This window comes from Mycobacterium sp. E136, from assembly GCF_001666865.1.
GTDB lineage: Bacteria > Actinomycetota > Actinomycetes > Mycobacteriales > Mycobacteriaceae > Mycobacterium.
The window spans coordinates 1-21,419 of sequence record NZ_LZJE01000331.1; the positions used below are offsets into that span (position 1 = coordinate 1).

Below are 21,419 nucleotides of genomic sequence, written 5' to 3' on the forward strand. Positions count from 1 at the left end.
ACAGCCTCGTCGCGGAGGGACGGGCCCTGACCGAGGGCGTACCGCCCGGAGAGGCACTGTTCGTGTTGCTGCGGTCGCTGGTCTTGCAGTGGGGAGCGACCGATCGCGGCCTGAAGGACGCGCTGGCCGGCGAGGGTATCGACGTCGAGGCGGCGATCCCGGAGACCGAGGAGGCCTTCCTCGACTTCCTCGGCGGGCTGCTGAGGGCGGCCCAGGATGCGGGTACCGTCCGCAGGGATCTCAGTGTGCGCGACGTGAAGGCGATCCTCGCCGGCTGCTTCGCGATGCAGGACGCCAGCCCCGCGGATGCCGCGCGGCTGACCGAGGTGGTGCTGGACGGCCTACGAGCGGCCTGAACGATCTTGCACTCGCCGGTCGAGTGCTAGAAATGCAGTTGGCACTCGCGACCGGCGAGTGCTAGGTCGGGACGGTGAGGCCACGGGCCGCATCTGCGGAGCACACCCGAGCCGTCCGTCGCGGGCACTGCGCCCGACCGCAGCTTCGATGGAGCGACCCGCAAGCGGTCGCTCTTGACGTGCACTACCCACTCCCGGAGGAACACTTCGCAATGGCCAAGACAATTGCGTATGACGAAGAGGCCCGCCGCGGCCTCGAGCGGGGCCTGAACAGCCTCGCCGACGCGGTAAAGGTGACGCTGGGCCCCAAGGGTCGCAACGTCGTCCTGGAGAAGAAGTGGGGCGCCCCCACGATCACCAACGATGGTGTGTCCATCGCCAAGGAGATCGAGCTGGAGGACCCGTACGAGAAGATCGGCGCTGAGCTGGTCAAGGAAGTCGCCAAGAAGACCGACGACGTCGCGGGCGACGGCACCACCACCGCCACCGTGCTGGCCCAGGCGCTCGTGCGCGAGGGTCTGCGCAACGTTGCGGCCGGCGCCAACCCGCTCGGCCTCAAGCGCGGCATCGAGAAGGCCGTCGAGAAGATCACCGAGACGCTCCTGAAGTCGGCCAAGGAGGTCGAGACCAAGGATCAGATCGCCGCTACCGCCGCGATCTCGGCCGGTGACACCCAGATCGGCGAGCTGATCGCCGAGGCCATGGACAAGGTCGGCAACGAGGGTGTCATCACCGTCGAGGAGGCTCAGACCTTCGGCCTGCAGCTGGAGCTCACCGAGGGCATGCGCTTCGACAAGGGCTACATCTCGGGTTACTTCGTCACCGACGCCGAGCGTCAGGAAGCGGTCCTCGAGGATCCGTACATCCTGCTCGTGTCGTCGAAGGTGTCGACCGTCAAGGATCTGCTCCCGCTGCTGGAGAAGGTCATCCAGTCCGGCAAGCCGCTGCTGATCATCGCCGAGGACGTCGAGGGCGAGGCGCTGTCCACCCTGGTCGTCAACAAGATCCGCGGCACCTTCAAGTCCGTCGCCGTCAAGGCCCCGGGCTTCGGTGACCGCCGCAAGGCGATGCTGCAGGACATGGCCATTCTCACCGGTGGCCAGGTCATCAGCGAAGAGGTCGGCCTGTCGCTCGAGACCGCCGACGTCTCGCTGCTGGGCAAGGCCCGCAAGGTCGTCGTCACCAAGGACGAGACCACCATCGTCGAGGGCGCCGGTGACTCCGACGCCATCGCCGGCCGGGTGGCCCAGATCCGCGCGGAGATCGAGAACAGCGACAGCGACTACGACCGCGAGAAGCTGCAGGAGCGCCTGGCCAAGCTGGCCGGCGGTGTTGCGGTGATCAAGGCCGGCGCTGCCACCGAGGTCGAGCTCAAGGAGCGCAAGCACCGCATCGAGGACGCCGTCCGCAACGCCAAGGCGGCCGTCGAGGAGGGCATCGTCGCCGGTGGCGGCGTGGCCTTGCTGCAGGCCTCACCGGCGCTGGAGGATCTGAAGCTCGAGGGTGACGAGGCCACCGGCGCGAACATCGTTCGCGTGGCGCTCGAGGCCCCGCTGAAGCAGATCGCCCTCAACGGCGGCCTGGAGCCCGGCGTGGTGGCCGAGAAGGTCCGCAACTCGGAGAAGGGCGTCGGCCTCAACGCCGCGACCGGCGAGTACGAGGACCTGCTCAAGGCCGGCGTCGCCGACCCGGTCAAGGTGACGCGTTCGGCGCTGCAGAACGCGGCGTCCATCGCGGCGCTGTTCCTGACCACCGAGGCTGTCGTTGCCGACAAGCCGGAGAAGGCGGCCGCTGGTCCGGCCGACCCGACCGGCGGCATGGGCGGCATGGACTTCTAAGTCCTGGTCATCACGGAAAGGCCCGGCTCCCCACAAGGGGGCCGGGCCTCTTCCGTTTGAACGTGGGTTACCCACGCGCCTTTAACGCGGACGCGTGACACGAGCCCACACTCGGCGGGGGTCACTTCTTCAGCGGCACGCAGTCGTGCAGGCAGTCAGGGCTCGTCGACGGCGACTCCGGGGTGGCCTTGCGGTGCAGCACGGCCTTGATGGGCTCGATCGACAGCGACTCGTCGGCCTGGTGCGCGCGGCCGTCGACGATCAACGAGTAGCCGCCGGGCTCCGTCGGTGGCCAGACGATCGTGACGTCGTCGTGGCGGGCGGTGTTCTCGCGGGTGTGCCTGCCGACGGTGCCGACGTCGAGCCTGCCCTCGCCGAACACGGGGTCGACGGCGACGGTGTGCGCGCGGTAGTCGTCACCGACCGTGATCAGATAGGCGAAGCCGAAGTCGGCCAGCACATCGGCCAACCGGTCGAGGTCCACCTTCACGCTCATGGCCCGAGAATACGTCGGCGAGGCCCCGCGTTAGGTTCTTGTATGCCTTTGCCGCCGCCGTCGCCCACCACCACCGCCGTTGTCACCGGGGCCTCCTCGGGAATCGGCGCCGACATCGCCCGCGAACTCGCCGCGCGCGGCCACGGCGTCACCCTCGTCGCCCGCCGCGAAGACCGGCTGCGCGACCTCGCCGCCGAACTCGGCGACGCGGTCCGGACCGAGACCATCGCGTGCGACGTCGCCGACCCCGAAGCCCGCGCGCAGCTGTTCGATCGGATCGCCGCCCGCGGCCTCACCGTCGACATCCTCATCAACAACGCCGGGATCGGCACGATCGGCTCGGTGACGAAATCGCCCGTCGCCGACGAGATCGCGCAGGTGCGCGTCAACGTCGAAGCCGTCATCGACCTCACCACCCGCGCGGTCCAACAGATGGTGACCCGCGGTCGCGGCGCGATCCTCAACGTCGGGTCCACCGCCGGCTTTCACGGGTTCCCCGGGCAAGCGGGCTACGCGGGGACCAAGGCGTTCGTCAAGACGTATACCGAGGGAGTGCGGGCGAGCTGGCGGGCACCGGTGTCACGGTCGCGATGCTCGCACCGGGGCCGGTGCGCACCGAGTTCCTGCAGGCCGCGGGGATGGACGAACGCAAGTTCGCCGCGGCGTTCCCGAAGTTCATGTGGATACCGTCGCGCGAGGTGGCCAGGATCGGCGTCGACGCGCTCGAGCGCGACCGCGGGATCGTGATCGCCGGGCGTCAGAACGTTTTGAGCACCCGTCTGCTGCAAGCACTTCCGCGCCAGCTGCTGCTGAGGACGCTCAGTCGCCAGCACCCTGGGCTGCGCCGCGACCGCTCAGCCGTCTGACGTCGGCCAGCGCCGCATCCAGCCCTCGACCGGCAGGGTCATACCGTTGCACAGCGTGCAGATCGTGCGATACCAGCCGACCGCGACCAGCAACTCCATTCGCTGTTCGTCATCGAGCTTGTCGCCCAATGCATCCCAGGTGCGATCCGACCACGTGCCGGTTCGCTCGATCTCGTCGACCGCCGCGATCAGCACCCGCTCGAAGTCGCTGAAGCCCGGATCGTCGTCGAGAACCAGTGCGTCGCACTCGCCTTCGCTCACGCCGGCGATGGGTCCCCAGAACGCGGCCTGGCCACCCCATTCGTATTCGCACCGCAACAGCGCGCAGATCCGCAGGATCGCGATCGTGCGCAACCGGGCCGGCAGCCTGGCGTCGACGTAGAGCGACTCGCCCATCTTGCGGAGCCGCGCAGCGAGATCCGGGTGCCGTTGCAGGCAGCGCACCAGCATCAGCGGCTCATAGGTGCGGTCGGGATGCCCCCACGCACTGATGCCCGCGGCATCCTCCTCGCTCCACGGGGGACCAAGCGGCGCAACGCGACTCATGCAGTGGGCGCCGGCCGACGCCCGCGGATCAACTTGCCGGGACGCGCGGCGGTGGGTGTGCCGTTCTCGGCGATGATCTCGCCGGACACGACCGTTGCGACGTATCCCTCCGCGCTCTGGTCCAGGCGGCGGCCGCCCGCGGGGAGGTCGTAGGTGATCACCGGGCGGTGCAGGCGCATCGCATCGTGGTCGATGACGTTGAGGTCGGCCTTGTAGCCGACGGCGATGCGCCCGCGGTCGGCCAGGCCGGCCACGCGGGCGGGCACCGAGGTCAGCTCGCGCACCGCCTCGGCCACCGACAGTCGACCCGACGCGCGATCGCGCGACCAGTGCGTCAGCATGTACGTGGGAAAGCTTGCGTCGCAGATCATTCCGTAATGGGCACCGCCGTCGCCGAGACCCAGCACGACGTCCTCGCGACGAATCAGGTCCGCGACCGTGTCGAGGCTGCCGTCGCGGAAGTTCGCCAGCGTCACCAACAGGATGGCGTGGCCGTCGTCGTCGAGCAGCCGGTCATAGGCCTCTTCGAGTGGGCTGACGCCGCGGGCCCGGGCCCGGCTCGCGATGCTCTCCGAGCGCGGCGGCTCGTAGTTCGGCGGGTCGCCGAGCGGGAACATCCACTCGAACGCCTGCGCCGCGAACATCAGCGGATGTCCCTCGCCCGCGGGTTGGTCGGACAGGATCCGTTCGCGCACTTCGGGTTTGCGCATCTCGACGACGCGTTCGGCCAGCGGCAGTGACGCCAACTCCTGATAACTGGGGTACATCACGAACGGGTTGCCCGATAGTTCGAGGCCGAGCACCAACCCGATGGGTCGGGGGAAGATCTGTGCGGTGATGTCGCCGCCGTCGATGTTGGCCTTCTCGACCATCGTCAGCGCGTCGAGGAAGAACGGGTCGCCGGCGTTGCCGATCGCCAACGTGAACGTCACGGGCAGGCCGACGTCGGCCGCGACCTCGAATACCGTTCGCAGCACGGGCTCGTAGTCGCCGGCCACCAGGTCGGGCACGAACTGGATCAGGCCGCCGCCGGCGTCGTCGACACCGCGGGCGATCGCCTCGATCTCGGCGCGGTCGGCGTCGTAACTCGGAATCGGCAGGCCGCTCTCGGTCTTGTGCAAGGTGAACCGCGAGGAGGCGAAGCCGAGTGCACCCGCTTGCACCGCCTCGGCGGCGAGTTTGCGCATCATCGCAAGGTCTTCGGCGGTGGCCGGTTCGCGGTCGACGCCGCGTTGGCCCATCACGTACACCCGCAGCGGCGAGTGCGGCAGCAGCGCGGCCACGTCGATGTCGCGCTGACCCGCCTCGAGCGCGTCGAGGAACTCCGGGAACGTCTCCCAGTGCCACGGCAGTCCGTCGACCATCACCACCCCGGGGATGTCCTCGACCCCCGCCATCACGTCGACCAGCACGTCGTGGTCCTCCGGACGGCACGGCGCGAACCCGACCCCGCAATTGCCCATCACGACGGTCGTCACGCCGTGCGCCGACGACGGCGTGAGGCGGTCCGACCAGATCGCCTGCCCGTCGTAGTGGGTGTGCAGATCCACGAACCCCGGGGTGACGAGAAGGCCCGTCGCGTCGATCTCCCGCGCTCCGGCTCCGTCGACGTTGCCCACCGCGGCGATCACGCCGTCGGTCACCGCGACATCGCCGACGAACGGCTCACCTCCGAGACCGTCGACGATGGTGCCGCCCCTGATGACGAGTTCGTATGTCATACGTCGAATCTACGATGTGCCCGTGATCGACCACTTCGGAATCAACTGCGCGGACTTTCCGAGATCGAAGGCGTTCTACGACAAGGTGCTGGGCGTGCTCGGTTATACCCGCCAACTCGACTTCCAGATCGCCATCGGATACGGCCGCGACGGCAAACCGGACTTCTGGATCGCGGATATGAATGCCGGCGACGCGAAGGGCCCCAACCGCGAGGTGCACTTCGCCTTCCACGCCGCCGGCACCGGCGCCGTGCAGGCGTTCTACGACGCCGCGATCGAGGCCGGCGCGGAGTCCCTGCATGCGCCGCGGCTCTGGCCGGAGTACCACGCCGGTTACTACGGCGCGTTCGTGCGCGATCCGGACGGCAACAACATCGAGGCCGTCTTTCACGGGGCGCGCCCTCAGGGCTGACGTATACCGTCGAGGTCATGGCTGATTCAGACGTGGCGGTGGTCCGGGAGATTCTGCGCGACGCGTTCACACGGCTCATCGAGCACGTGGAGAACCTCACCGACGGGCTGACCGACGAGGTCGCGTTCTTCCGGCCCACCCCGACGGCCAACAGCATCGCGTGGCTGGTGTGGCACAGCGCCCGCCAGCAGGACGTGCAGCTCGCCGGTATCGCCGGGACTGACCAGGTCTGGTTGCGCGACGGGTGGGTCGACCGGTTCGGACTCGACCTGCCGCGCGAAGACATGGGCTACGGCCACGGCCCCGAGGAGGTGGGCCGCGTCCGCGCACCGGCCGATCTGCTCGCCGGCTATGCCCACGCCGTGCACAAGGCGACCCTCGAGTACATCGCCTCGGTCACCCCCGACGAGCTGAGCCGCGTCATCGACGAGAACTGGGATCCGCCGGTGACCGCCGCCATGCGTCTGGTGAGCATCTTCGACGACGGCGCCCAACATCTCGGCCAGGCGGCCTACGTCCGCGGCATCACGTGATCCGGTGGTGGCCGGCGTTCGCTGCGACGGCGATGCTGCTGCTCGGTTGGCTGGTCGGCAAATCCTCGACGCCCGTTGACGACTGGTTTCAACGCTTCAGACACAGCCCCCTGCGACGGCTGACGGTGATCGCCGACCCCCGACTGCTCCTCGCCGTCGCGCTGGTGTTGTTGGCGGTCGCCTGTCTGCAGCGTCGCTGGTGGCTGGCGTCGATGACCGTGGTCGCTCCCATCGTCGGCATCACAATCGTTCGGTTTCTCAAACCGGTCTTCGACCGGGACAAGGGCGGCGGGCTCGCCTATCCCAGCGGGCATCTCACCGCGACGACCATCGTGATCGGGTTGGCCGTCATCGCCGCGGGTGCGGCGTCGTGGGCGGTCGTCAGCGCCGTCGTCGCCGTGGCGCTGGCGATGCTCGGCGTGGGCGTCACGTTCCACTACTTCACCGACGTGGTCGGAGGTGTCCTGCTCGGCTCGGCGGTCGTGTGCGTCGCGGCCGTTCTCGCCCGGCGAGACCGATGGCACGATCCGTCGGCCGGCTCAGCTAACTCGCATTCTGCGACAATCGGTGGATGACGAAGCCCGACAAGCCTCCCGGTTTGCGCGAGCGAAAGAAGCTCCGAACGCGCGCGACGATCCGGCGCGAGGCGTTCCGCCTGATCCAGGAGCAGGGCTACCAGGCCACCACCGTCGAACAGATCTCCGCCGCCGCCGACGTCTCACCGCGCACCTTCTCCCGCTACTTTCCGACCAAAGAGGCGCTGCTGCTCTCCGACGACCACATCCCGCCGATCATCGACGCCTTCGTCGCGGCGCCGAAGGACATGGCGGTCATAGAGGCGTACCGGCACGCCGTCGCGACGACGTTCGCTTCGCTGACCGAGGAGCAGCGCGAAGAGGCGGTCATCGGCCAGCGGCTGATGTACTCCGTGCCCGAGGCGGCCGGCCTGATCTACGGCGAATACGTCCGCCTGATCGGCCTGATCACCGACGCGCTGACGCAGCGGCCGGGGGCGCCGACCGACCCGCTCGAACGTCGGGTGCTCGCGGGCGCGATCGTCGGCGTGCTGATCGGCGCCTCGCACGGCACTCCGCTGCCTGGCGAGCCCATCTCCGACAGCCTGCAGGTCCTCGACCGGATGCTGAAGAAGTCCGCCGCACAAACTTGACACGTGTCAACCCCGGTGCGATCTGCGTCACACGCGACGGTTAGCATGGAGTCATGACTGCGACGTCCGACGTTGAGCTGCCCGACACCAGCACCATCCGCAACCCCGCGACCGGCGCCGTCGCGGGCACCGTGCGCTGGACCGACCCCGCCGACGTACCGCGCATCGCGGCCGGCCTGCGCGAGGCGCAGCGGCAATGGGAGGCCCGCGGCGCCAAGGGCCGCGCGAAGGTGCTGGCCCGCTACGCCGTATGGCTCGGCGAGCACCGCGAGGAAATCGAGTCCCTGCTGATCAAGGAGACGGGCAAGTCCGCCGTCGACGCGGCGCAGGAAGTGCCGTTGCTGATCATGATCGCGTCGTACTACGTCAAGACCATGGAGAAGGCGCTTGCGCCGGAGAAGCGGACCGCTCCGCTGCCGTTCCTGTCCATCAAGAAGATCGAGGTGCACTACCGGCCGCGACCGGTCGTCGGGATCATCGCGCCGTGGAACTATCCGGTGGCAAACGCGCTGATGGACGCCATAGGTGCGCTCGCCGCAGGTTGCGCGGTGCTGCTCAAGCCCTCCGAGCGCACCCCGTTGACCGCCGAACTGCTGTTGCGCGGCTGGTTGGATTCCGGTGCGCCGGAGGTGCTCGCGCTGGCGCAGGGCGCCCGCGAGGTCTCCGAGGCCGTGATCGACAACGCCGACTTCATCCAGTTCACCGGCTCGAGCGCCACGGGCGCGAAGGTGATGGAGCGCGCCGCCCGCCGACTCACGCCGGTCAGCCTCGAGCTCGGCGGTAAGGACCCGATGATCGTTCTTGAGGACGCCGACATCGACCTCGCCGCGCACGCCGCGGTGTGGGGCGCGTTCTTCAACGCCGGGCAGACGTGTGTGTCGGTGGAGCGGGTGTACGTCCTCGAGTCGGTCTACGACCAGTTCGTCGCGGCGGTGGTGCGCGACGTCGAGAAGCTGAAGATGGGCGCCGGCGACGGTTACGACTTCGGATCGATGATCGACGAGTCGCAGGTCGCGGTCGCCGCTCGCCATGTCGACGACGCGCTCGCCAAGGGCGCGCGGGCGTTGACCGGCGGTAAGCGCCCCGAGGGCGAGGGCAGCTTCTACCCGCCGACGGTGCTCGTCGACGTCGACCATTCGATGCTTTGCATGACGGAGGAGACGTTCGGTCCGACGCTGCCGATCATGAAGGTCGCCAGCGTGGACGAGGCGATCCGATTGGCCAACGACAGCCCGTACGGCTTGAGTGCGGCGGTGTTCTCCAAGGACATCGAGCGGGCCAAAGACGTTGCGGTCGAACTGGATTGCGGTGCTGTCAACATCAACGACGTGATCTCGAACCTGATGTGCACGACGGCTCCGATGGGCGGCTGGAAGACGTCGGGCCTCGGTGCGCGGTTCGGTGGGGCCGAGGGGTTGCGTAAGTACTGCCGCCAGGAGGCCGTGGTCGCGCCGCGCACCAACGTCGGTGCGGGCGGCAACTACTACAACAACTCGCACAAGGCGCTGAAGCGGATGAACACGATGATGACGAAGCTGGCGCTGATCACCCCGAAGCGGGCCGCCAAGTAGCCGACACCCGCCCCGCTCACGGCGAGGGTACGGTTCTTGACGCGTCTACTCGGGTTTCGTGTCCGGAACCGTACTTTCGGTGAGGGGAGGGTCGCGTGCGGTTGGTGACGACCGTGGTCCTGTGGCTCATCACCACGGCACTGCTGGCGGTTGCCGTTCCGACCATGTGGGCGCAGCGCAACGTGGTCGACGACGGCGGATTCGCGGCGTTGGCGGAATCGGCGGCGAAAGAGCCGCAACTGCATCACGCGATGGCGAGGATCCTCGCCACCGAAGTGTCCACGGCCATGGACGACACCGGGTACGACGTCGACTACGAGCTGATCATCGGGACGGCCTCGGCCTACACGGCCAACCCCACATTCCCCGGGCAGTTTGCGCTGGCCACCAAGGTCGGGCATCGCTGGATGTTCACCGACGCGGCGCAGCGCGTCGACGGCACCGACCAGTGGATGCTCGACCTCGGTCCGATGCTCGCCGACGAGTCGTTCCGGAACACGCTGGGTAATTTCGGTGTCTCACCCGTCGAATCTCTGCCGATCCCCATCACGATCTCGGAGGACTGGCGACCCGGTCAGCTGAGGTGGGCGTCGACGTGGGGTCCGTGGATCAGCATCGGCTCGACCATCCTCACCGGCGTGTTCGCGCTTCTGACACTGGTGGCCGCCCGCAGTAGGGGCAGAGCTCTTGCCGCCCTCGGTGTTTCGGCGCTTCTGGTGGGTGCGGCCGGATGGGCCGGCGTCGAGGTGGCGCGTCGCTCCGTCAACACCGCGCTGAACCGGCTCTCCGGCGACATCCGGGAGGTCGCCGACGTGATGGTGGCCCAGGCGGAGGGCAGCATGCACCACTGGCTGAACCTCACGCTGGCCGCCGGTGGGGTGCTCGTGGTGTTCGGTGTGCTGGTCGCGGTGCTGGGCGGGTTACGCCGACGCGACGTTTAGCTCAGCTCGGTATTGCTACCGTCGATCCATGCCGTTCGTCACCGACATCGTGGGCCCACAGCGGCCCGTCGAGGCATGGCCGCCGTTGGTGGCGGGCGCGCTGCGGCGCACGAGCACCGTCGACACCCACCCCGACGGCGCCGATTCCTCTGTCGACCTGCGGGCACGCGACGTCGTGGTGCGGGCTGGCGGGGTAGGCGTCCTCGGCGAGATCGCCCTGCGCGCCCATCTGGCCGACCGGGTGATCGACGAGATCGCGTCCACTCCGGACGACGAGCGGGTGGGTCGGCTGATCGGCAAACGCGTGGGGCCCGGATTCCGCTCCGCTGTCGGCAAACTGTTCGCCGATGACGTCCGGCGATCCACCCTGTTGCACCTGCTGCTCGACGACTGGGTCGGGGCGGCGCTGGTTTCCGGCTATGCGCTGCAGCACGCGTCGATCGTCGCGGGGACCGAGGAGAAACTGCCGCCCGGTACCGCCGACCGCATGGCGGGTATCTGCGCCGGCTTCGCGCCCGACGCGTCGCTGGTGAACTACGCGCGGCGCCTCGAAACGATCCCCTCGGTGCACGGGCCGCATGCCCCGCCGATCGACGTCGACGGCCTGCACCCCGTGGAACCCCTACGCGCACACGGTATGCGGCGGTTGCGGCGGCTTGACCTGCTGCCGCCGGACGAGGGTTCGGCCCGCTTCGACGCCCATTTCCGCGACTCCCACGTCGACGGTGACGGCGTCGAGACGATCGTGCACGAGTACACGCTCGCCGGTGCGGTGGATGCGGCGACGCGGACCGTCACGTCGATCAACGCGGACGTCCGTGTGCTGCCGTGGCAGGAGTGCCCCGGCGCGATCGGAAGTGCGCAACGGGTGCGGGGGATGAGGCTCGTCGAGGTTCGCGACCGCGTCCGGGGCGAGTTCGTCGGCACCAGCACGTGCACCCACCTCAACGACACATTGCGCGCGATCAGCGACCTCGAAGCGCTGTTCGACCTGCGCTCACGGCTCGATGACGTGTGACGGGTCGGGCCGCTTGTCCGGCGGCGCCTGGCTGTAGTCGCCCCACGGTCCGTCGCGCTGCTCGACGGCAGCCCGAACCCCCTGTGCCGCAGCTGTTTCGATGAACGACAGCGCATCGGGGGTGTTGCGCATCAACCCGTCGAGGATGCCGCCGAGGGTCTGGGTGGAGGCCAAGCCCATGTTCTCGTATGCCTGATTGACGATCAGCTTCTGCGCCTGCAGTTGCGACAACGGGATGGTGGCGAGTTTGTGCGCGACCTCCCTGACGCGTGCCTCGAGGTTGTCGAACGGGACCGACTCGTTGATGAGTTCGACTGCGGCGGCTTCCTTTCCGGTCAACGGCTCACCGGTCAGCGAGTGCCACTTGACCTTTGCGAGGCTCAGCCGGTACAGCCACATGCCGGTGAGGTAGGCACCCCACATCCGGGCGTAGGGGGTGCCGATCACGGCGTCGTCGCTGGCGATCACGATGTCGGCGCATAACGCGTAGTCGCTCGCGCCGCCCACACACCACCCGTGCACCTGGGCAATCACCGGCTTGGATGCCCGCCAGATCGCCATGAACTTCTGTGTGGGCCCGGTTTCGCGGGCACTGACCATCGCGAAGTCTTTGCCCGGATCCCAGCGGCCGTCGGTGTTCATCGCCTCGCCCCAGTGCGTGAAACCGCCGCCGAAGTCGTAGCCGCCGGAGAACGCGCGTCCGGCGCCGCGCAGCACGATCACCTTGATCGCGGGGTCGCGTTCGGCCAGGCCGATCGCCTTCTCGATCTCGTCCGGCATCGGCGGGACGATGGTGTTGAGGTGATCGGGACGGTTCAGCGTGATGGTCGCGATGGGTGGCTCCGCGGTGTAGAGCAAGGTCTCGAACTGCGCAGTTGTCGACATGGGTGAAGTTTGGCAGAGAGACCCCCGGGTAAACGAGGGCAGTGACGAAACGAGTTACCGGTGCTCGTGCTGCGGCCACACTGCTCGATCTCGGTGCAGCGTCCATCGCCGCCGGGGTGATCTCCCGCCGAAAGCCCATGATCAGGGTCCTCGAGACCATGCAGGCCGATTCGCGAGCGGTGCAGCGGATGCAGCAGTTGCGGCGCGAATTCGGTCGCGGCCCTGTGGAATTGGCCCTGCCGGGCCGTCGCATGGTGGTGATCTTGGACCCGCAGGACGTGGGCAGGGTTCTCGCAGAAGCGCCGACACCGTTTCATCCCGCGAACACCGAGAAACGCAAGGCGCTGCAGTGGTTTCAGCCGCACGGTGTGCTGATCTCGCAGGGTCCGATCCGCCAGCAGCGCCGCGAGTTCAACGACGCCGCGCTCGACAGCGGAGCCGAGTTGCACCGTTTAGCGGAAGCGTTCACCCGCGTGGTCGCCGAGGAGGCGCGGGAGTTGGTCGGCGACGCCGCCGCCCGTGGAAGTCTGGATTCTTCGCGGTTCATGACGACGTGGTGGCGCATCGTGCGCCGGCTGGCTCTGGGCGATCGCGCGCGGGACGACGAGCTGATCACCGACGCGCTGATGCGGTTGCGCAAGGCCGGCAACTGGTCGTTCCTGTCGCTGCCGCATTACCGCGCGCGGGCGAAATTCCGTGAGGGACTGTATCGCTACGTCGAGGATCCCGAACCGGGCAGCCTCGCCAGTGTGGTGGCGCAAACGCCGTCGAGCGGTGCGGTCGACCCGGTCGGTCAGATGCCGCAGTGGGTCTTCGCGTTCGACGCGGCGGGCATGGCGTCATTGAGGGCGATGGCGCTGTTGGCCACGCATCCGGCCGAGCGGGCGCGCGCTGCCGAGGACGCCGCCGAACCCGACCAGCTCGCGGTCCGGCCCTACCTGCGGGGTTGTGTGCTGGAGTCGGTGCGGTTGTGGCCCACCACGCCGACGATCCTGCGCGACACGACGGAGGACACGCGGTGGGCTGACGGATCGACGATCGCGAAGGGCGCGGGGCTCATGATCGTCACGCCCGCATTCCATCGCGACGACGAACTGCTGCCGTTCGCGCATGCGTTCGCGCCGCAAATCTGGATGGACGGAACCGCGCAGAACCATCCGCAATTGGTGCCGTTCTCGGCCGGACCGGCGGAGTGTCCAGGCCGCAACCTCGTGCTGTTGGTGACGAGCACGCTGTTGACACACGTGTTGCATGCGTTGGAACTCGACCTGAGGTCGGAGCCGAAGCCGGTGCCCGAACGCCCGTTGCCGATGACGTTGAACCAGATGGCGCTGGAGTTCGGCGTGAGGCGGGCGAGTCAGTCCGCGTCGTCTCCGGCGCGGTGAGACTGGCCGAATGATTTGCCCGTCGCCCAGAACGCCGCGAGATAGGCCAGCGGCGGTATCAAGAACATCGGTATCGACGCGACGATCAGAACGCAGAATTGGATCGTCTGGCCACGTGCGAATGCAAAGCCGCCGCGCGCATCCTGATGCCCTATCAAAGCGCAGATCACCGCCGTAAACGCTCCCAGCCCGATCGTGGCGGCGGTCAGACCGAGCGCGATGCCGGCGTATCCGACCGCGCACGTCATCACGACGAGCGTCCACCACAGCTTCGCAGCCGTCAGGTAGTTGAAGTACGAACCGGAGGGTGCAGGAGTAGCCGGTTGCTCGCTCCCGTTTTCCGGAGGGTCCGGCCGACTATCGGGGATGGTGTACGCGAAGATGCGGTTACCGAGCTTCAAATAAGGGGTGCGAAGGTACGCGTACATCAACGCGAACGCCCCGGCCGCCACCGCCATTAGGCAGGCAGAAGCGAACCCCCGATCCAGCGTTGCCAGAGCCACAAGGGTGCCTGCCATCAGCCAACTGCACCAGTAGAGCCGACGTGCGTACTGAACCTTCCGAACGAAAGCCGTTGCGAGCATGCCGATGAGGCCGATCGCGACTCCGCCGAAAAACATCGACTCGGACATCGAGAGCGCGGCGTCACTTGTCAAAGAGGCCTCCGAGGGCGGTGCCTCCCGATTTACCTGCGCTCGATCCGACTAGGCCGCCGATAACCGCTCCGACGAAAGCACCGCCAGGGCCGAGCACCCACCCACCTGCCATGCCGCCCACCGCGCCGACCAGAAAGCCACCGCCAACACTCCCAGCCGCGCCGCCGAAGGTCGAGCCTGCCCCCGCTCCATTCCGCCAATCGGAATACGCGACAGCGAACTCCGCGAGGCTGCCGAACGCGCCAAAAGCCTTGCCAATATTACCCATCGCCTTCAGATCCGAGGCCGAATAACGCTCCCAAGGCAAGGCGTGCTTCCCATCGGAAAGCGCTCCATCGACCTGCTTGATCTCGCTTAACGGTCCCGTTACTTGACCGGCGTATTCGAGATCGGACATTGTCAATCCGCGAGACATGGCGTCGGCGATGTCACGGGCCGCCTCGCGTGACAGCCCTTGATTTTGCAGGCCCTCAATCGTGAGGTCGATCGCCTCGGCACGCGCGCGTGCCTCTTGCTCGTTCATCCATGACGTCGCTTCATCCGGTGTCATCGGCGGCTCCCAGGGCGAACCCGTTTCCAGTTGCCGCTGCCATTCCTGACGGACTAGGGCTCGACGTTGCGGGTCTGAACCGAGAACCGGATCGCGGGGAAGGCTCCCGGGTGGCCGATGCGCCGTCTGGAAATCATCGAGCCGTTCACTTGCGAGGCGCACGGCAGCAGGTTCCGAATCAGGGTTCTGGATCGTGGCGTAGTCGCGAAGACGCGACATGGCCGCTTCCTTCTCCGCCGTCATCGGCCCTCCGCTGTCGACAAGCGCCTGATCGGCTGCCCGTTGTCGCGCGTCATAGTCGGAAGCCTCCCGCCGAGCGGCAGTTCCACTGTCGCCGCCGTCACCATCGGCACGGTCGATCGAATCGGGCATATAGCCCTCTGCCTGCATGTTGGTCATCGCACGGGAAAGCTCACCGGCGTATCGATCGCGCGATGAGCCGATGGCGCTCAAGGCGTCTCTCATCTCCTGGACGGCCATGGCCTTCATCGGCGCCAAAGCGCTTTCATCGAAGGTCAGTCCACTCTGAACGATTGCCGCATCGATGGCGTTATCGATCTGTTGGAGAGCTCCCTCGAGAGAGCCAATGCTGTCGGCCGACGACTGCTGGGTCTCGGCTAGAGCCGTGGATATCGATTGAAGATCGACAGCTATGCGGGCCAGTGGTTCGCGGTCGAGGTGCAATGCTGTGGTGGCACGTTGAACTTCGGCTGAGTCATTGATCGGGTGATCACCTCCGTCCTCGCGGTCCCACGCAGCCTCGAACCGTTTCTTTGCTTGGTGAAACTCGTCGCTGGTCTCGCCCATGCAGACACCGGCGTTGCAGAACGCGGACGCGAGATCGCTGATCTCCCCCGGCGCCCCACTCTGAATGGTCTGTTCGAGTTTCCAAGGATCGCCACCTGCCTTAGCGATCAACTCCTCGATATCGAGGTGCCTGAGTTCCATCCGTCAGGTCGGGACGCCGCGGTGCGCCGACTCCAGGGCGACGGCGCATTGTTCATCCTGCTCAGTGAAGGCTTGCGCGGCGTTGGCCGCTTTCTCCGCGAGCACCGACAAAGTCGAATGATGACTGCGCATCGAATGCGCGTATTTAGTCTGTGCCTGCGCGACCGCCCGGTGGAATTGTTCTGCGTCTTCGAAATCACCGAACACCCCGGCGGGTGCGGCAGCGGAGCCGAACGCATCTGCACCGCGACGGACGATCGCCCCCGCGCTATCGGAGAAGTCAGCTCCCATCCGCAGAAATGCCGTATCGACTCTCATTGCGTACCCCCTGTCATCGGCACAATTTTAGGTGGGTCCGCCCGAGGCTCGGCGCACCAGTCGGCGCGAGACTCGTCAAGGGCGGACTGCCTGGATCCGCGCCAGCATGGCCTTCACGAGATCCGTGGCGCTGCCGGTTGAGACGGGGGCTTCGTTCGGGCTTGGCTCGGTGATCGGCACGGTCGCTTCGACAATGCAGTCTTTCGCGACGCCTAGGGCTCGTTGGACGGCGACACGAACCCCCGTCGGGGAATCTGACGTCAGTTCATCGACCGACGACAACACGTCGGCTGTCATCTCGACCTCCGTGATCCGGTATCCGGAGGTGTACGCGCCCTCATCTCTCACAACGGTTCTACCGCTGCAGCCGAGCCATTCGTCTGCAAACGTATCGAACAACTTTCGCGCCTCGTCCGACGAATCGAAGGCGGCTGCACCGAATGTCACCTTTGATTCTGTCGCGTAGGTGACCGCTCGGACCGGTGCGGCGCCATACACCTCTTCCTCGAAGGACGATATGACTCCAAGACACTGCCTTTCGGTCATCTCCCGGCTGCCCGCGAGAGTGTTTCGCAAGCGGCTTCCCACCGACGGTGGTTCGCCCATCCTGATTTGGTATCCCGCGGCGGTCGTCAATTCCTGATCGCTGGGCAGCACCGTCGTCAGCCATGCGTATTCATTCGGCGGCGCCGTGCCTCTGGAAGTCGTGAAGGTGCTCGACCGATCAGCACCGCTCTGAGTCGTCTGTTCCGCAGCGGCACCGCATCCAGCGATCAAGCTGGAGACAACGAGGGCCAGGACCCCGCCGACGGCGCTCGCTCGACACCACATCACTCGCCGATTATCGCGTCGAAGCGTTTAGCATCCATCCGGCCCGCCCCGGACTACACCGCCAAATAAGGCGTGCCTATCCTCTGACCAGCCAGAAATGCTATGTTTTGCCTCTCCTAACTACGAGGTGCGAATGAACCGTTATCTTGCCTGGGCAACTCCCATCGCCGTCGCCGGCCTCCTGCTGTCCGGATGCTCGAACGACAGTTCGTCCTCGGACAGTGAGACGACGTCCGCCAGCGGAACTGCGGCCGAGACCACCAGCGCCGCACCCGCGGTCGATCCGGCGGTCCTGGACAAAGCGGCAGCCGATTACAAGGCGTACGCGCAGAGCAACATCGACGAACTCCAGCGTGTGGTCAAGGTCCTCACCGACGCGGTGCGCGCGGGCGACCTGAAGGCCGCCCAGGACGCGTTCGCGCCGTCACGCCAGCCGTGGGAGCGCATCGAGCCGATCGCCGGCCTGGTGGAAGAGATCGACGGCAAGATCGACGCCCGCGTCGACGACTTCGCAGGCGTCGACGACCCGAAGTTCACCGGCTGGCACCGCCTCGAGTACCTGCTGTTCGAGAAGAACACCACCGAGGGTGGGGCGCCGTTCGCCGACCAGCTCGACAAGGACGTCGCCGACCTCAAGGCGCAGTTCCCGTCTGTCGAGGTGAAGCCGATCGACGTGTCCAACGGTGCGGCCGAACTGATCGAAGAGGTGTCCGAAGGCAAGATCACCGGCGAAGAGGACCGCTACTCCAAGACCGACCTCTGGGACTTCGACGCGAACCTGCAGGGTGCACGCGACGCCGTCGGGAAGTTGAATCCCGCTCTGGTGCAGGCTGATCCGGCGCTGCTGGGCAAGATCGACGCGGGCCTGAACTCCGTGTTCGACACGATGCGGCCGCTGCGCCGAGGTGACGGCTGGGTGCTGTTCTGCACCGAGAACGATCCCTACCCGTCGCCGCGTTGCCCCGAGGTCACCGTGACACCGGACGTCATCGACAAGCTCAAGGCCGAACTCGCCGGACTGTCGGAGAACCTGTCGCAGGTGTCGGGAGTGCTGAAACTGAAGTGACGCAAGGCCGCTCGGGTCTCTCGCGCCGGGGCTTCATCACTGGCGCATTAGGCACGGGTGCCGCGGTGGGGGCCGGTGCGGCCCTCGCCGGGTGCTCGAAGCAGGAATCCGGTTCGTCCGCCTCAAGCGGGTCGTTCGTCCCGTTCGAGGGTCCGCATCAGACCGGCATCACCGCGCTGCCCATCCCCGAGCAGGGCCTGATCGCTTCGTTCAACGTGCTGTCGAAGGATCGCGACGGCCTCAAACGCACCCTCGAGGAGCTCACCGAAGAGATCCGCGGTCTGATGGCGGGCAAGCCGCCGGAGGTGCGCGATCCGGAATACCCTCCGGTCGACTCCGGCATCCTCGGTGAACAACCGCCCGCGGACAACCTGTCCGTCGTCGTGGGTGTGGGTGCGTCGCTGTTCGACCACCGGTTCGGGCTGGCCGATCGCAAACCCAAGGAACTGGTCACCATGCCGTTTTTGGCCAATGACCGCTTGGATCCCAAACTGTCGCACGGTGATCTGTCGATCGTCATCGAGGCGGGCCACAACGACACGGTCGTCTTCGCGCTGCGTCAGCTGATGCGCCGCACGCGCAGCGACCTGGTTTTGCGGTGGATGGTCGACGGTTACGCGCGGGGCATCGGCGCCGGCCAGGCGTCCGAAGCCGCCACCCCGCGAAATCTGTTGGGATTCAAGGACGGGACCGCCAACCTCGATGTCGACGACGGCGCCGTCATGGACCGCCACGTCTGGGTCGGCACGCAGGACGGCGAACCCGAGTGGGCCGTCGGCGGCTCGTATCAGGCGATTCGCATCATCCGCATGTTCGTCGAGTTCTGGGACCGCACCCAGCTCGCCGAGCAGGAGGCGCTGATCGGGCGCAACAAGGTCAGCGGCGCACCCTTGGGCCTGACGGGTGAATTCACCGACCCCGACTATCCAGAAGACCCGGACGGCAAACGAATTCCGCTCACCGCCCACATCCGGCTGGCGAACCCCCGCACGCCCGAGACCGAGGACAACCGCATTCTGCGCCGCGGCTTCAACTACTCGCGCGGATTCGACGGTGCGGGCCGACTGGACCAGGGCTTGGCATTCATCGCCTACCAGCGCAGCCTGGAGAAGGGCTTCCTGACCGTGCAGCGCCGCCTGAAAGGCGAACCGCTCGAGGAGTACATCCTGCCCGTCGGCGGCGGCTTCTTCTTCATGCTGCCCGGCGTCACCGGACCCGACCGTTTTCTCGGCGACCAGTTGTTCAGCTGAGCACCGACCACAGGAACTCGTAGATCAACGCGGAGCGAAATGCGGTCTGCGCGTTGTCGGCCGCACCGGCATGGCCACCCTCGATGTTCTCGTAGTAGTGCACCGGGTGGCCCGCGCTCTCCAGTGCCGCGGTCATCTTGCGCGCGTGCCCCGGATGTACGCGGTCATCCCGCGTCGACGTGGTGATCAGCACCGGAGGGTACCGACGATCGGCCGAGATATTCTGGTAAGGCGAATATTTCGAGATGAACTCCCAATCGCCCGGCTCGTCGGGGTCTCCGTATTCGGCCATCCACGAGGCGCCCGCCAGCAGCAGATGGTATCGGCGCATGTCGAGCAGCGGCACGCTGCACACCAGCGCGCCGAACAACTCGGGGTATCGCGTCAACATCACGCCCATCAGCAGGCCGCCGTTGCTGCCGCCCTGGGCGCCGAGCTGATCGACGGTGGTTATTTCCCGGGCCACGAGATCGCGTGCGACGGCAGCGAAGTCCTCGTAGACGAGATGCCGGTTCTCCCGCATCGCCTGCGTATGCCACTTCGGTCCGTACTCGCCGCCGCCGCGGATGTTCGCCAGGACATAGGTGCCGCCGCGGCTGAGCCACAGCCGGCCAAGCACCCCGCTGTAGCTCGGTGTGTTGGCGACCTCGAAGCCGCCGTACCCGCTCAGCAGCGTGGGACCCGGAGTTTGGTTGTGCCGATGCGCAACAACGAAATACGGGATCATGGTGCCGTCGTCGGAGGCGACGAAATACTGGTCTACTCGCAGGTCGGCCGCGTCGAAGAACGACGGCGCGCGTTTTACTTCGGTGACGGCATCGCCGGCCACCCCCCACAGAAGCCGGGACGGGGTGTCGAAACCGCTCGAGTCGAGGAAGATCTCGTCTCCGTACTCGTCGGCGTCGACCAACACCGTGTTGGTGTTCGGCGGAATGCCGGGTATGTCGGCCCGCTGCCAGGTTCCCGGCGTCACGATCTGCACATGGCTGATCACGTCGACGAGGGTGACCAGGATCAACCGGTCGCGCGTCCAGGCGTAGTCCTCCAGGCTGGAGTGCTCATCGGGCTCGAAGACGACAGCGAGATCGCGTGCGCCATCGAGGAATTCGGCATAATTCGCCGCCAGTAGCGAACCGGCGCGATATGTCGTCGATCCCACCGTCCAATCGGTACGCGGCCGGATCAACAGCCACTCCCGGTGCACGGAGATCCCGGCGTCGGTCGGCACGTCGATCCGGATCAGCGAGTCGCCGCGCAGCTCGTAGCGCTCCCGGTTGAAGAAGTCGAACGACCGCGTGATCAGTAACCGCTCGAACCCGGGCGTCGGGTCATAGCCGCAACCCACGCTGACGTCGGCGGCCTCGCCCTCGAACAGGGTCGACGCGTCGGCCAGCGGCAGGCCCCGCTTCCAGCGCTTCACGATGCGTGGATAGCCGCTGTCGGTCAACGAGCCCGGCCCGAAGTCGGTCCCGACCAGCACGGTGTCGCTGTCCTGCCAGGTGACGCTCGACTTGGCCTCCGGCAGCGCGAAACCGCCGGCGACGAACTCGCGTGTGGTCACGTCGAATTCGCGGACGACGGTGGCGTCGGCACCGCCGCGGGACAATTCGATGAGCGCGAGGGAGAAGTCCGGTTCGAGCACTTCGGCACCCGCCCACACCCAGTTTTCGCCGTCTTCGGCGGCGATCGCGTCGACGTCGATCAGCACGTCCCACTCCGGTTGCTCGGTGCGGTAGCTGTCCAGGGTCGTGCGTCGCCACAGGCCGCGGGGGTGGTCCGCGTCGCGCCAGAAGTTGTACAGATATTCACCCCGCCGGCGGACGTACGGGATGCGGGCGTCGGTGTCGAGCACCTCCAGTGCCTCGTCGCGCATCTGCTCGAACCGGCCACCGCCGAAGCGGGCCACCGTCGGGTCGCTGTGCTTGCGTACCCAGTCGAGTGCGTCGTCGCCGGTGACGTCCTCGAGCCACAGGTACGGGTCGGTGCCGGTCTTCTCTTCGCGCACGCGCTCGTCGGAACTCACGGGAACCATTGTGGCGGCCGGGCGTAGTGTGAGCTCGGTTA

At 67.0% G+C, this 21,419-nt stretch carries 21 protein-coding genes and 1 pseudogene; 13 read left to right on the plus strand and 9 right to left on the minus strand.

Annotation, left to right across the window (positions count from 1 at the left end; genetic code table 11):
- Positions 1–356: SbtR family transcriptional regulator (locus tag A5698_RS29135; RefSeq protein ID WP_502688974.1), on the plus strand; the 356-nt coding region annotated here is incomplete at its 5' end.
- A gap of 212 nt (positions 357–568) precedes the next feature.
- Positions 569–2,194 (plus strand): chaperonin GroEL, encoded by a 1,626-nt coding sequence (gene groL, locus A5698_RS21880; protein WP_067088829.1) that lies wholly within the window; start codon positions 569–571, stop codon positions 2,192–2,194.
- A 121-nt stretch (positions 2,195–2,315) separates the two neighbouring features.
- Here the strand turns inward: groL and A5698_RS21885 are convergent, their stop codons facing one another.
- Positions 2,316–2,690: a hypothetical protein gene (locus tag A5698_RS21885; RefSeq protein WP_068301051.1), complete on the minus strand. Its 375-nt coding sequence runs from the start codon at positions 2,688–2,690 to the stop codon at positions 2,316–2,318.
- A 42-nt stretch (positions 2,691–2,732) separates the two neighbouring features.
- On the opposite strand from A5698_RS21885, the pseudogene A5698_RS21890 reads away from it, so the two are divergent.
- A pseudogene (locus tag A5698_RS21890) lies at positions 2,733–3,556 on the plus strand (SDR family NAD(P)-dependent oxidoreductase).
- Here A5698_RS21890 and A5698_RS21895 read toward each other — a convergent pair.
- Positions 3,545–4,102: a carboxymuconolactone decarboxylase family protein gene (locus A5698_RS21895; RefSeq protein WP_068301054.1), complete on the minus strand. Its 558-nt coding sequence runs from the start codon at positions 4,100–4,102 to the stop codon at positions 3,545–3,547. The pseudogene A5698_RS21890 and the gene A5698_RS21895 sit on opposite strands and share 12 nt — an antisense overlap.
- The gene (locus A5698_RS21900) at positions 4,099–5,823 is read right to left on the minus strand and encodes an N-acyl-D-amino-acid deacylase family protein (RefSeq protein WP_068301059.1); all 1,725 of its coding nucleotides are present in this window, start codon (positions 5,821–5,823) and stop codon (positions 4,099–4,101) included. Before A5698_RS21900 ends, A5698_RS21895 begins: the two co-directional genes overlap by 4 nt.
- 22 nt (positions 5,824–5,845) lie before the next feature.
- Between A5698_RS21900 and A5698_RS21905 the strand changes: the two genes are divergently transcribed.
- From A5698_RS21905 to A5698_RS21935, 7 genes are all read left to right on the plus strand, one after another.
- Positions 5,846–6,235, plus strand: coding sequence for a VOC family protein (locus tag A5698_RS21905; RefSeq protein WP_068301062.1), 390 nt, complete (start codon positions 5,846–5,848; stop codon positions 6,233–6,235).
- 17 nt (positions 6,236–6,252) lie between these two features.
- Positions 6,253–6,768 (plus strand): mycothiol transferase, encoded by a 516-nt coding sequence (locus A5698_RS21910; RefSeq protein ID WP_067086176.1) that lies wholly within the window; start codon positions 6,253–6,255, stop codon positions 6,766–6,768.
- Positions 6,765–7,343, plus strand: a complete 579-nt coding sequence (locus tag A5698_RS21915; RefSeq protein ID WP_084792566.1) for a phosphatase PAP2 family protein — start codon at positions 6,765–6,767, stop codon at positions 7,341–7,343. Before A5698_RS21910 ends, A5698_RS21915 begins: the two co-directional genes overlap by 4 nt.
- A complete protein-coding gene (locus tag A5698_RS21920; protein WP_068301065.1) occupies positions 7,340–7,936 on the plus strand; it encodes a TetR/AcrR family transcriptional regulator in 597 nt (198 codons plus the stop codon). Before A5698_RS21915 ends, A5698_RS21920 begins: the two co-directional genes overlap by 4 nt.
- Positions 7,937–7,989: 53 nt before the next feature.
- Positions 7,990–9,507: an aldehyde dehydrogenase family protein gene (locus tag A5698_RS21925; protein ID WP_068301068.1), complete on the plus strand. Its 1,518-nt coding sequence runs from the start codon at positions 7,990–7,992 to the stop codon at positions 9,505–9,507.
- 95 nt (positions 9,508–9,602) lie between these two features.
- Positions 9,603–10,448, plus strand: coding sequence for a hypothetical protein (locus A5698_RS21930; protein WP_068301069.1), 846 nt, complete (start codon positions 9,603–9,605; stop codon positions 10,446–10,448).
- Between the two features lie 28 nt (positions 10,449–10,476).
- Positions 10,477–11,466, plus strand: a complete 990-nt coding sequence (locus A5698_RS21935; RefSeq protein WP_068301072.1) for a DUF2889 domain-containing protein — start codon at positions 10,477–10,479, stop codon at positions 11,464–11,466.
- Here A5698_RS21935 and A5698_RS21940 read toward each other — a convergent pair.
- Positions 11,446–12,351 carry a crotonase/enoyl-CoA hydratase family protein gene (locus A5698_RS21940; protein WP_068301075.1) on the minus strand — a complete coding sequence of 302 codons (906 nt, stop codon included), beginning with the start codon at positions 12,349–12,351 and terminating at the stop codon, positions 11,446–11,448. The two genes, A5698_RS21935 and A5698_RS21940, sit on opposite strands and share 21 nt — an antisense overlap.
- A gap of 41 nt (positions 12,352–12,392) precedes the next feature.
- On the opposite strand from A5698_RS21940, the gene A5698_RS21945 reads away from it, so the two are divergent.
- Positions 12,393–13,736: a cytochrome P450 gene (locus A5698_RS21945; RefSeq protein WP_068301083.1), complete on the plus strand. Its 1,344-nt coding sequence runs from the start codon at positions 12,393–12,395 to the stop codon at positions 13,734–13,736.
- On the opposite strand, the gene A5698_RS21950 is transcribed toward A5698_RS21945, so the two are convergent.
- The 4 genes from A5698_RS21950 to A5698_RS21965 form a co-directional block, all read right to left on the minus strand.
- Positions 13,709–14,392, minus strand: coding sequence for a hypothetical protein (locus tag A5698_RS21950; RefSeq protein WP_156670851.1), 684 nt, complete (start codon positions 14,390–14,392; stop codon positions 13,709–13,711). The genes A5698_RS21945 and A5698_RS21950 overlap by 28 nt on opposite strands.
- Complete coding sequence (locus A5698_RS21955; RefSeq protein WP_068301089.1) at positions 14,382–15,890, minus strand: putative alpha/beta hydrolase; 1,509 nt, start codon at positions 15,888–15,890, stop codon at positions 14,382–14,384. Before A5698_RS21955 ends, A5698_RS21950 begins: the two co-directional genes overlap by 11 nt.
- A gap of 3 nt (positions 15,891–15,893) precedes the next feature.
- Positions 15,894–16,208, minus strand: coding sequence for a DUF2563 family protein (locus A5698_RS21960; protein WP_068301093.1), 315 nt, complete (start codon positions 16,206–16,208; stop codon positions 15,894–15,896).
- A gap of 75 nt (positions 16,209–16,283) precedes the next feature.
- Entirely contained in the window at positions 16,284–17,039 is a 756-nt protein-coding gene (locus A5698_RS21965) for a sensor domain-containing protein (RefSeq protein ID WP_156670852.1), read from the minus strand.
- 133 nt (positions 17,040–17,172) lie between these two features.
- On the opposite strand from A5698_RS21965, the gene A5698_RS21970 reads away from it, so the two are divergent.
- Both A5698_RS21970 and A5698_RS21975 read left to right on the plus strand, forming a co-directional pair.
- Entirely contained in the window at positions 17,173–18,105 is a 933-nt protein-coding gene (locus A5698_RS21970; protein ID WP_068301099.1) for an EfeM/EfeO family lipoprotein, read from the plus strand.
- Positions 18,102–19,355 carry a Dyp-type peroxidase gene (locus tag A5698_RS21975; RefSeq protein ID WP_068301104.1) on the plus strand — a complete coding sequence of 418 codons (1,254 nt, stop codon included), beginning with the start codon at positions 18,102–18,104 and terminating at the stop codon, positions 19,353–19,355. The genes A5698_RS21970 and A5698_RS21975 overlap by 4 nt, the downstream gene beginning before the upstream one ends.
- On the opposite strand, the gene A5698_RS21980 is transcribed toward A5698_RS21975, so the two are convergent.
- Positions 19,348–21,378 carry a prolyl oligopeptidase family serine peptidase gene (locus A5698_RS21980; protein ID WP_502688975.1) on the minus strand — a complete coding sequence of 677 codons (2,031 nt, stop codon included), beginning with the start codon at positions 21,376–21,378 and terminating at the stop codon, positions 19,348–19,350. The two genes, A5698_RS21975 and A5698_RS21980, sit on opposite strands and share 8 nt — an antisense overlap.
- Positions 21,379–21,419: the final 41 nt, after the last annotated feature.